At 56.5% G+C, this 9,363-nt stretch carries 12 protein-coding genes; 5 read left to right on the top strand and 7 right to left on the bottom strand.

What is annotated here, in order from left to right:
• Positions 1 to 2: 2 nt before the first annotated feature.
• Positions 3 to 269: a DUF2312 domain-containing protein gene (locus tag Q0816_RS18685; RefSeq protein ID WP_050603271.1), complete on the bottom strand. Its 267-nt coding sequence runs from the start codon at positions 267 to 269 to the stop codon at positions 3 to 5.
• Between the two features lie 152 nt (positions 270 to 421).
• Here Q0816_RS18685 and Q0816_RS18680 point away from each other — a divergent pair, with 152 nt between their 5' ends.
• Positions 422 to 640, top strand: coding sequence for a hypothetical protein (locus Q0816_RS18680; RefSeq protein WP_257600275.1), 219 nt, complete (start codon positions 422 to 424; stop codon positions 638 to 640).
• A gap of 9 nt (positions 641 to 649) precedes the next feature.
• On the opposite strand, the gene Q0816_RS18675 is transcribed toward Q0816_RS18680, so the two are convergent.
• The gene (locus tag Q0816_RS18675; RefSeq protein WP_298853480.1) at positions 650 to 865 is read right to left on the bottom strand and encodes a hypothetical protein; all 216 of its coding nucleotides are present in this window, start codon (positions 863 to 865) and stop codon (positions 650 to 652) included.
• Between the two features lie 243 nt (positions 866 to 1,108).
• Here Q0816_RS18675 and Q0816_RS18670 point away from each other — a divergent pair, with 243 nt between their 5' ends.
• Genes Q0816_RS18670 through Q0816_RS18655 form a run of 4 tightly spaced genes read left to right on the top strand, consistent with a single transcriptional unit; the run spans position 1,109 to position 3,307 of the window.
• On the top strand, positions 1,109 to 1,972 hold the full coding sequence (locus Q0816_RS18670) for an MBL fold metallo-hydrolase (RefSeq protein WP_298853478.1): 864 nt from the start codon (positions 1,109 to 1,111) through the stop codon (positions 1,970 to 1,972).
• Between the two features lie 34 nt (positions 1,973 to 2,006).
• Complete coding sequence (locus tag Q0816_RS18665; protein ID WP_298853475.1) at positions 2,007 to 2,435, top strand: YeeE/YedE thiosulfate transporter family protein; 429 nt, start codon at positions 2,007 to 2,009, stop codon at positions 2,433 to 2,435.
• On the top strand, positions 2,435 to 2,866 hold the full coding sequence (locus Q0816_RS18660) for a DUF6691 family protein (protein ID WP_298853473.1): 432 nt from the start codon (positions 2,435 to 2,437) through the stop codon (positions 2,864 to 2,866). Before Q0816_RS18665 ends, Q0816_RS18660 begins: the two co-directional genes overlap by 1 nt.
• Positions 2,867 to 2,875: 9 nt before the next feature.
• The gene (locus tag Q0816_RS18655) at positions 2,876 to 3,307 is read left to right on the top strand and encodes a TIGR01244 family sulfur transferase (RefSeq protein ID WP_298853471.1); all 432 of its coding nucleotides are present in this window, start codon (positions 2,876 to 2,878) and stop codon (positions 3,305 to 3,307) included.
• 3 nt (positions 3,308 to 3,310) lie between these two features.
• Here Q0816_RS18655 and Q0816_RS18650 read toward each other — a convergent pair whose 3' ends face one another.
• From Q0816_RS18650 to Q0816_RS18630, 5 genes are all read right to left on the bottom strand, one after another.
• Complete coding sequence (locus tag Q0816_RS18650) at positions 3,311 to 4,414, bottom strand: FliM/FliN family flagellar motor switch protein (protein ID WP_298853469.1); 1,104 nt, start codon at positions 4,412 to 4,414, stop codon at positions 3,311 to 3,313.
• 78 nt (positions 4,415 to 4,492) lie between these two features.
• A complete protein-coding gene (locus Q0816_RS18645; protein WP_298853467.1) occupies positions 4,493 to 7,171 on the bottom strand; it encodes a sensor histidine kinase in 2,679 nt (892 codons plus the stop codon).
• A complete protein-coding gene (locus Q0816_RS18640; RefSeq protein ID WP_298853464.1) occupies positions 7,171 to 7,476 on the bottom strand; it encodes a hypothetical protein in 306 nt (101 codons plus the stop codon). Before Q0816_RS18640 ends, Q0816_RS18645 begins: the two co-directional genes overlap by 1 nt.
• Entirely contained in the window at positions 7,476 to 7,856 is a 381-nt protein-coding gene (locus Q0816_RS18635; RefSeq protein WP_298853461.1) for a response regulator, read from the bottom strand. Before Q0816_RS18635 ends, Q0816_RS18640 begins: the two co-directional genes overlap by 1 nt.
• Positions 7,857 to 7,933: 77 nt before the next feature.
• On the bottom strand, positions 7,934 to 9,226 hold the full coding sequence (locus tag Q0816_RS18630; protein WP_298853458.1) for a helix-turn-helix domain-containing protein: 1,293 nt from the start codon (positions 9,224 to 9,226) through the stop codon (positions 7,934 to 7,936).
• Positions 9,227 to 9,363: the final 137 nt, after the last annotated feature.

Below are 9,363 nucleotides of genomic sequence, written 5' to 3'. Positions count from 1 at the left end.
AGTCACATACCCAGCGCTTCCTTGTACATTTCCAACACTGCCTCCTCCTCGGCAATGTCATCCTTGTCCCGCTTGCGCAGCGCGACCACTTTCCGCAATATCTTGGTGTCGTAGCCCCGCGCCTTGGCTTCAGCCATGACTTCTTTTTGCTGCTCGGCCAAGTCTTTCTTTTCCGCATCCAGACGCTCGAACCGTTCGATGAACTGGCGCAGCTCGCCTGCAGTCACGCGATAGTTGGCGGCGGCCTGATCTTCGATGATGTCTTCCATATGCGTCTCTCCCAAAGGCTTTAAATCTGATGCAGGATGCCGGATACAATGCTGCCGCCCGGGTCGCAAGCACCCAATCTCCGAGGCGCACTTGTACGACCTGCTCGGATCCTTTAAGCGCGGGGTCGGTTCACGAGGAAATGTGGGGCATCATGTTCGAATTCATCACTTGGGGCGGTGCAGCCCTTTCTCTGGCCGGGCTTGCAGGCTTGGTCTGGTGTATTCTTCGTGTGATGAAAGCGCGCAAAGCCGGTCTGTCGGATGACGAATTGCGCGCGACCGTTCAGGGCGTTTTGCCCTGGAACCTGGCTTCTTTGTTCCTGTCTGTCCTTGGATTGATGCTGGTCATCCTCGGGATATCCTTCGGATGACCACCTGATTCAGATCGGCAAGTTATCGAACTGTGCTTCGATAGCGTCTTCGCACAGGGCAGCATCCAGACGGCGTAGGCGGGACGGCACTTGCATCCCCTGCTGCCGCATACGATCAACAACCTTGCTCACACTCGGTTGAAGCGCCAAGCGCGTTTCCAAGCAGGCGTTCCTGAGCTTTTGTTCAAGCTGTTCAGCTTCGGAATAAAGACTTGTTGGTGTCATAACATCCTCCCAAATGTCGCCAGTATGCCAGATATAGGTAACGGGAATACGACCCGCTGATATTAACCTGAACTTGTGCGAGAACTTGCCTGACACATTTGTAATTTCGGCAATCCGGCGCGGATAGGTTAAAGTTTAAGCGGATTTAATCGTGAATGCCTTGACCGGTATCAAATGCAGATTGGTTATTGCATCATATTCCATTTAACCTATATGACTTATGCAATCGAAACGGAGGAAATCATGACACCCGCAGTGAAAGCGTTTTTCGACGATCAAACCTTCACGGTTTCCTACGTTGTTCACGAACCACAAGGGCGTGCCTGTGCCATTGCCGACAGTGTTCTGGATTTCGACCATGCCTCGGGGCGTACGGCGACAAAATCGGCCGGCGCGATTATCGATTTTGTGCGCAGTCACGATCTCAAGGTCGAGTGGATTTTGGAAAGCCACGTTCACGCCGATCACCTGTCTGCGGCCCCTTATCTGCAACAGGAACTGGGCGGAAAAATCGGGATCGGCGCTCAGATCGTCGCTGTGCAGGACACGTTTGGCAAAGTTTTCAACGAAGGAACCGAATTCCAGAGGGATGGCAGCCAGTTCGACGCATTGTTCTCGGAAGGCGACAGCTTTCATATCGGCCAGATGCGCGGAGATGTTCTGCACACCCCGGGACACACCCCGGCCTGCCTGACCTATGTGATAGGCGACGCTGCATTTGTGGGCGACACGCTGTTCATGCCAGACTTTGGCACAGCGCGCTGTGATTTTCCCGGAGGATCCTCAGCGACTTTGTTTGAATCGATCCAGAAAATCCTGTCACTGCCGGACGAAACGCGCATCTATGTCGGGCATGACTACAAAGCACCGGGCCGCGATGAATACGCATGGGAGACAACGGTGGGCGAGCAGAAGGCGCTGAACATCCACATCGGACAAGGGCGCAGCATCGAAGAGTTCGTAGAAATGCGCGATGCACGTGATGCAACTTTGGCCATGCCGCGTCTGATTCTGCCCTCTTTGCAGGTCAACATGCGGGCAGGTCAAATGCCTCCGGCGGATGAAAAGGGCGATGTCTTTCTGAAACTACCCGTCGACAAAATCTGACGCAATTCAAGTCACTCAAAAAGGAAGTTTCCACATGAACATCGAGTGGATCTGGGGACTGTGTGGCGGTCTTCTGATTGGTCTGGGCGGAGCGGTGTACCTGCTTGGCAACGGCCGCATTATGGGCGCAAGCGGCATTTTGGGCGGCCTTGTCGACGGTAGTGCCCGCGATACCCTAGCCGAGCGACTGGCTTTCATTGCAGGGCTTATTGGAATGCCGCTACTGCTGCGCCCGCTGATCGCGCCCGAGATCCAAACGCATCTCACCAACAATTTGGGCATCGTTATTCTGGCCGGTATCTTGGTCGGAATCGGAACGCGAATTGCCAACGGCTGCACGTCGGGTCACGGGGTATGTGGCATCTCTCGGTTTTCTCTGCGCGGTATTGTGGCCACCGTGTTCTATATCCTCGCTGGGGGCGTAACCCTCGTCCTGCTACGCCATGTTTGGGGATTGATCTGATGCGCCTTTTCATTGCTCTATTTTCCGGATCACTGTTCGGTGCCGGATTATTGATTTCAGGTATGACAGACACGACAAAAGTTCAGGGCTGGCTGGATGTATTCGGCAACTGGGATCCGACGCTGGCATTTGTAATGGGTGGGGCTATTCTGCCGATGCTTGTGGCCTGGAGGCTGACAACCGGGCGCAAAGCCCTGATCGGAAGCGATTATCCTCCTCCTGCAAAGCCCGAGGTTGATCGTAGACTCGTCGTGGGCTCGGTCCTGTTCGGGATGGGCTGGGGGTTGGCCGGGCTTTGCCCTGGACCAGCGATGGCCTCGCTGAGCTATGGAGGGATGGGCGGTCTGGTGTTTCTGGCCGCGATGGCTGCAGGCATGTTCATGGCACCAACAGTAGGCGCGCAACTGGACAGAGCCGCAAACGCAGCCTAAGGAATTGGCATGGAGATTCGACCGATCACCCCCCGCTATGCCGTCTCGCCGCAAATCACAATTGAAGACGTCCCGGCGATTGCCGCGGCTGGCTTCGTCAAGGTGATTTGCAACCGACCCAATGTCGAAGTGCCCTCGATCATGCAATCCGACGCAATCGGCGATGCCGTTCGCGCCGCAGGTATGGAATACGAGGTGCTGGAACTGACCCACCAGACCATGACACCCGAGAATGTACAGCGACAGCGCGACCTGGCCGAAAGCTGTAGTGGCCCGGTTTTGGCCTATTGCGCCTCGGGCACCCGGTGTTCGGTGGTCTGGGCCCTTGGTCAGTGCGACCAAATGACCACGGAGGACATTCTGAACGCCACAACAAATGCCGGATACCAACTGGAAAACCTGCGCCCTGCACTGGACCAAATCCGCGGCAAGGCAGACTAAACCCTAATCTGCGCTGTTATTTGTGTCGGCTGCGTCAAGGCCAGCTAGTTGCGAGATCTCCGTGACCATCCGCTCGGAATCGTTCAATAACAATTCGTTTTCCACAGATTCAAGTACGTCGACCTCCACTGCTGGCGATACAATACCCACAGCATTGGCAGCCTTCTCATCCAACTGGTCCCGGGGCTGCAGTCTCCTTCTGCTCTCAATGAACTCCTGCGTGTCACACCCCGGCAAGGCGGGCAAGGACACTTGTTCGTTCAATCGAACGGCGCGCAAACCGCCGCATTGACCAAGGCGACCGATGCCAGTTCGTGTTCGGTCGATGGTCAATATCTCGGTCCGATCCAGACGTGCTCCGCGCAAGGGCAAGACACTTCCGGGTTGCATCGCTGACAGATCGGATAAGGGCAGTGACATCCGGCACAAAACGGCGCTCAACTCCGCACGAACAACGCCCGATGATTGCTCAATTCGCGGACCGACCGCTTCTATGGCTTCATCGGCCTTGTCTAAAGCAAACGGACGATCCGGAAGAAAAACAGAAATTTGTCCCTGCCGCACCCCGTTGGCGAGATCAACCGTCAGATCAAAAACGCGATATGCCTCTTCAGACATAGCCAACGACAGGTTGCGCAAATCTTCTGCCCGTGCAGAAAACTCATACCCTGCCATGCAAATCTGCTCCGCCGCGGCATCAATCAAACCTGCTGACCGAGCCAGAGCAGCTTCGATTAGTGGCGCCACCATAGCTGCGTCCGTATCGGTGAAGGCCCTTGGTTCGGGGTCACCGGGCATCACGTCTCCGATAGTTTGGGATTGCACAATGGCGGATACCACATTCAGGTCCAAACAAGCTGCAGCACGGCCCTCCGGCCCATCAAACACCAACAGCAGGCAATCCTGACCAATGGGTTCGATCAGATCATCCTGAGACCGGCTGGATTGTTTCGCCCCGATGACTGCCAGCGACAAGTTCAGCCGGTCGCCTGCAGCCCGTGCAAACCCCAATCGTAACGCCCGCAGGACCGAACGCGGGCGATCGCCCCGGTCTTTTTGTCCAACGGACAGTTTGCGCACCAAAGCGGCATTGACGGTTTGTGACATGACGCCTGATCACCAATTGTTCCAGCAACTGGCAACAGGTTTACCCTGCCGAGCGTTACAAAGTTCTTTACGACCGCGTCACTGCGCAGCTTGCTGAAAGGCCAGAGGCAAGCTGACCCGGAAAGCCGCCCCGCCCTGCCCCGGCAGATAGGTGATCTCGCCGCCAAGCCGTTGCATGATCTCGCGGCAAATGGCCAGGCCTAGACCTGCGCCACCCGCCTTGTCAACGCCGACGCGGGCAAATTTTTCGAATACCATCGAACGCGCTCCGGGCGGGATGCCACTGCCATTGTCGGTGAAATCGATGATGACCCGCCCGCCAACATCGTGGGCCGATATGACCAAGACCGGCTCTTCCGCGTCACAATATTTCTGTGCGTTCGAGATCAGGTTGATGAACACCTGCCCCAACCGGTCCAGATCCGTATGCAGTAAGATACGCTCTGCCGGGAAGGTGCGCCGGACCGTGATCTTCCGGTCTGCTCCGGCCAGCGCGCTGGACACGGCACGATCCAAGACTGAACGCAAACTGTCATCGCTGAGATTCAGATTGACCTGCCCGTTTTCCAGAACGCTCAAATCCAGCAAATCGTCCAATAGCCGAGTCAGGCGCAACGCCTCATCGTGAATGATCGCGGCATAGCGGGTCTGTTCTTCGTTCGTCAGCCCTTCAGTGTCGCGCATGATCTCAGAAAACGCGCGGATCGAGGTCATCGGCGTGCGCAATTCATGACTGACCTGACTCAGGAAACTGTCTTTTTGCTCGGAAATCTGTGTGAGCTTGGTGTTTGCCTCGCGCAGTTGGCGCGCCGTGCGGCTGAGTTCCGATGACTTTTCTTCCAACTGACCCGAATATTCCAGCAGTTGTGCCGATTCATCCGCAACCGCCAACAAATCTTCAACCGAAACCGAAGACCCCCCCACAATCTGTCCAATCATCGCATGTGCCGTTGCGGTGCCAACTGACCCGCTCAACTCTCGTTCCAGACGGTTGAGAAAACCCGGCGTCGGTTCCGGCATGTGCGACCGACCACCCTGTTTTTCAGCCTCGGTCTGAAAGAAATCCTGCGCCGGCGAGGTGCCCAGAATACGTTGTGTCATGATCATCAGGTCTTCGCTTTGCGCCACCGATCCGGACCAACCACGCGGTGAGACCGAGTGATCGAAAACGTTGACGAACTGCGCGCCCTGCAAACGCTCCAGAGGGCTGGGAAAACTCAGCAGAGAGGCAACACAAAACGCAATTGTATTCAGGGACAGTGACCACATCACAGTATGGACCATCGGATCGATCCCTTCGATCCCGAACAGAGCATGAGGGCGCAGCCAACCAAGGCCGAACAGCCCGTTCTGCAGCACGGTTTCCGGCATCCAGGGCTCGCCCATACCCGGTAACAGCAGCGTATATATCCAAAATATAAAGCCAACGGTCAGCCCAACCAGCGCCCCCGTCCGGGTCGCGCCGCGCCAGAACAGCCCCCCGACCAGAGCAGGCAGAATCTGAGAGATACCAGCAAAGGCAATCAACCCGATCGAGGCCAGCGCCGCTCCGCCCCCGGACAGTCGGTAGTAGAAGTAGCCAAGCGCCATGATGGCGGCGATGGATATACGGCGCGCCATCAAAACAACACTTCGCACATCGCCCGAGACCGACCCCGTGCCTTCATGTGTGTTCAGCCAGATGGGCATGACCACATGGTTCGACACCATCGTTGACAGGGCCATGGCGCTGACGATGACCATCGAGGTTGCGGACGAGAATCCGCCAATGAAGGACAACATCGCCAGCCAGTCATTGCCCTGCGACAGCGGCACGGTCAGTACGAACAAGTCGGGATTGGCCCCCTCTGGCAACAGATCCAGACCGACAACAGCAATTGGCACGACAAACAGGCTCATCAACAGCAGATAGAGCGGGAATGCCCAGGCGGCAGTTCGAAGATGCCCCTCATCATCGTTTTCAACCACCAGCACCTGAAACATGCGCGGCAAGCAGATAAAGGCAGCAGCAGACAGGAAAATGAAAGTTGTCCAGCGTCCTGCATCAACATTCCACTGTCCGATTTCCGAGGCATCGATCCGCTCCATCATCGGGCCAACACCACCTGCAATGCCCCACACCACGAATACACCCACAGCGATCAGCGCAAACAATTTGACAACGGCTTCAACGGCGATCGCCGTCACAACGCCGTGGTGGCGCTCGTTTACGTCCAGATTGCGTGTGCCAAAGAGAATGGCAAACACGGCAAGCCCCGCGGCCACCCAAAACACACTGGAGCCTTCGCGATACAGACCAGACGGATCAGCTTCGGCAAAGATCGAGAAAGACAGGGTTATCGATTGCAGCTGAAGCGCGATGTAGGGCGTCCCGCCAAGCACCGCCAGAATGGTCACACACACGGCCAATGTGTTCGACTTGCCATAGCGTGATGACAACAGGTCCGCGATTGAGGTTACCCGCTGACTGCGACCGACCCGCACCAGCTTGCGCAATCCCCACCACCAGCTGACCATCACCAGAGTGGGTCCGAGGTAAATCGTGACGAATTCCAACCCCGACCGCGCGGCATTGCCCACCGCCCCATAAAATGTCCAGGCGGTGCAATAGATCGACAATGACAACGTATAGATCAGAGGTGATCGAAGCCATTTGCCCCGCCCTGCTGCGGCCATGCGATCAGCCGCGAAAGCCACCGCAAACAGAAAGACGACATAACCAAGGCAAACCAGAATCAGAACATTTATGGTGGCCATCACTCAATGTCCGCGTCACGTTCTTCGCGCGCGCTGATACGGCGGGCGGCAATGCCAAAAATCAGCCCCGCCAGGATCAGCGCGCCCCAGCAGGCAAAAATATAGTACATCGCAGACGACAAGGGCACTGCCGCACCTCCGCTGGACCGGTCGGGCCACAGTAAAGGAAGGGCCAGCAAGGTTGCCCCCAAAAAAGGTGAAAGCCGCGCCGCATCCGTCAACCTGCGGCGGCGATAGCTTTGACGTTCCAGAAAAAGCGAGGGTCTTGCGCCAGAGGGTTTATCTTTGTTGCCCTCGCCAGACATCACAATCGAGTCGCCTGCGCGTGAAGATCACGCACTGCTGTCAGTACTTCCGCATTCGAAAAGGGCTTGGTCATGAAACGGCTGACGCCGGCGTTTTCGGCCATTTCCCTATCACGTGATTGCCCGCGCGCCGTCAGCATCAAAACCGGCAAACCTGCCAGCTCTTCCATCTCTCGGATATCGCGCAGAATATCCATGCCACTCTTGCCCGGCAACATTACGTCCAGGATGACCAGGTCTGGCTGTGCTCCCGCAATTACCTGGACAGCGTCCGTTCCATCGCCATGCGTCTCAACCTGCCACCCCTCGCGGGTCAGCAGGAACCGGATTGCCTCAGCAATGTTCGGCTCGTCCTCTATCAAAAGAACCTTACGGCTCATATTTTCAGTTCCTCCCCAAACCGGTCATCCATCCCGGGACCGGTCCCCGTCAGACTAAGCGTTCTGGCGGGAAAGTGTCAAAAACCTTCGCTCAGAATTGATGGTTCGCGGCGGGCTTTGCACACATTGCTGGGACAGACCCGGCAGTTCGACCCGACCTCCGTGATCGGTGTATTGGCTGAAACGTCCTTGATCGGACGCACCATCATGACCGAGCGATAGGCAGGCTCCTGATCATACCCCGATAGGGCATAGGGCCAGGCATAGGCGAAACACTCGAATTCGGCGGAAGCTCGACCCATCTGAATCACCTGCTTGCGAACGGGAACCAGCGGCCGGCTCAAAGCCGTAAACAACGGCCACAACGGGCAAACCTCTCCATGCCTTGACAAAGCAAAGCCCGGAATAGGCTTAAGAAACAAAATGCTACCGGACGCATCGCACAATGCCATGCCAACAGGTTGCGCCAAAATGTCATCAGGCAAAACCGCCAAACGCCTGAGCACGGTGGCAACATCCACCGAGAACCGATGCGCCAGTTCAACGGGGTCCGGGTCTTGCCCCCCAAGTTCGGATCTGAGGGCATCCAGCGGCAAGGCCCGCGCATCAGCGCGACACATATTCAGAAACTCGCGCGCCACAGCACGAGCAGATGACGTATTGAGACTGCTCAGATCAACGGCATCGACATCTTCTCCCTCTTCCAGTTCCGAGAAACTGTACCCGCGGGACTTAATGAACCCCTCGACCTCTTCAAGCGGTACACCGCGCGGATCCACCGCCGAGTCGCTTTCGTCCAGAAAGGTCACCAGAGCCTTGGAACTTCCGGCCAATCGTTCTGCGTCCTGATGCAGGTTCTTGTGAAACCGTTCGCGCCATTCGGCTTCGATATCTTTCGTATCCGCAAGAATGGCTGCCGTTGATCGAATCGCGGCTGCGGTTGACAACACTTCGTGCATGGACGCAGCCAGATGAGGGTCATGGGTCAGACGGTCGGACAAGGTCTCGACATTCCGCTCAAGCGACACAACCCGGCGGTGCATCTGCGCCAGAACCCCTGCCCATCCGGGAAACCGCCCGGCGAATTCCTCCAGCCCGTCCACTTCGGCCTTCTGCCCGATGGCATCATCCGCAGCTTCACGCAGGGCCGACACAAGAGTCGCCTCAATCCCCCGGGTCAGAACAGAAGGTTCAACCGCCAATGCAGACGCTATATCCACCAGCAACTTGCCCCCGATCCGACGGCGATTGTGTTCGATCAGGTTCAGATAAGACGCCGATATCCCGGCCAAACGCGCCAGTTCCGCCTGCCGCAGTCCAGCGATTTGCCGCCGCTCACGAATGCGGCATCCAGTCAACATATCGCGCATGTTTGCTTTCTCCTGACCAGCACCCATTAACTGTTTTCAGAACATATTATCAATTTCTGCATGTTAAGTACAAATTTTCAGAAAAAATTTACATCATTTACTATTTTAAATTAACCTGACATCGCCAAAGCGCGCCG

Source organism: uncultured Ruegeria sp. (assembly GCF_947497005.1).
Taxonomy (GTDB): domain Bacteria; phylum Pseudomonadota; class Alphaproteobacteria; order Rhodobacterales; family Rhodobacteraceae; genus Ruegeria.
This window is presented reverse-complemented; position numbering and strand designations above follow the sequence as displayed.

What these genes read in the sequence shown, in the direction of transcription:
- Q0816_RS18685 (WP_050603271.1), bottom strand. Translation starts at nt 269, where the DNA reads ATGGAAGACATCATCGAAGATCAGGCCGCCGCCAACTATCGCGTGACT.
- Q0816_RS18680 (WP_257600275.1), top strand. Translation starts at nt 422, where the DNA reads ATGTTCGAATTCATCACTTGGGGCGGTGCAGCCCTTTCTCTGGCCGGG.
- Q0816_RS18675 (WP_298853480.1), bottom strand. Translation starts at nt 865, where the DNA reads ATGACACCAACAAGTCTTTATTCCGAAGCTGAACAGCTTGAACAAAAG.
- Q0816_RS18670 (WP_298853478.1), top strand. Translation starts at nt 1,109, where the DNA reads ATGACACCCGCAGTGAAAGCGTTTTTCGACGATCAAACCTTCACGGTT.
- Q0816_RS18665 (WP_298853475.1), top strand. Translation starts at nt 2,007, where the DNA reads ATGAACATCGAGTGGATCTGGGGACTGTGTGGCGGTCTTCTGATTGGT.
- Q0816_RS18660 (WP_298853473.1), top strand. Translation starts at nt 2,435, where the DNA reads ATGCGCCTTTTCATTGCTCTATTTTCCGGATCACTGTTCGGTGCCGGA.
- Q0816_RS18655 (WP_298853471.1), top strand. Translation starts at nt 2,876, where the DNA reads ATGGAGATTCGACCGATCACCCCCCGCTATGCCGTCTCGCCGCAAATC.
- Q0816_RS18650 (WP_298853469.1), bottom strand. Translation starts at nt 4,414, where the DNA reads ATGTCACAAACCGTCAATGCCGCTTTGGTGCGCAAACTGTCCGTTGGA.
- Q0816_RS18645 (WP_298853467.1), bottom strand. Translation starts at nt 7,171, where the DNA reads ATGGCCACCATAAATGTTCTGATTCTGGTTTGCCTTGGTTATGTCGTC.
- Q0816_RS18640 (WP_298853464.1), bottom strand. Translation starts at nt 7,476, where the DNA reads ATGTCTGGCGAGGGCAACAAAGATAAACCCTCTGGCGCAAGACCCTCG.
- Q0816_RS18635 (WP_298853461.1), bottom strand. Translation starts at nt 7,856, where the DNA reads ATGAGCCGTAAGGTTCTTTTGATAGAGGACGAGCCGAACATTGCTGAG.
- Q0816_RS18630 (WP_298853458.1), bottom strand. Translation starts at nt 9,226, where the DNA reads ATGCGCGATATGTTGACTGGATGCCGCATTCGTGAGCGGCGGCAAATC.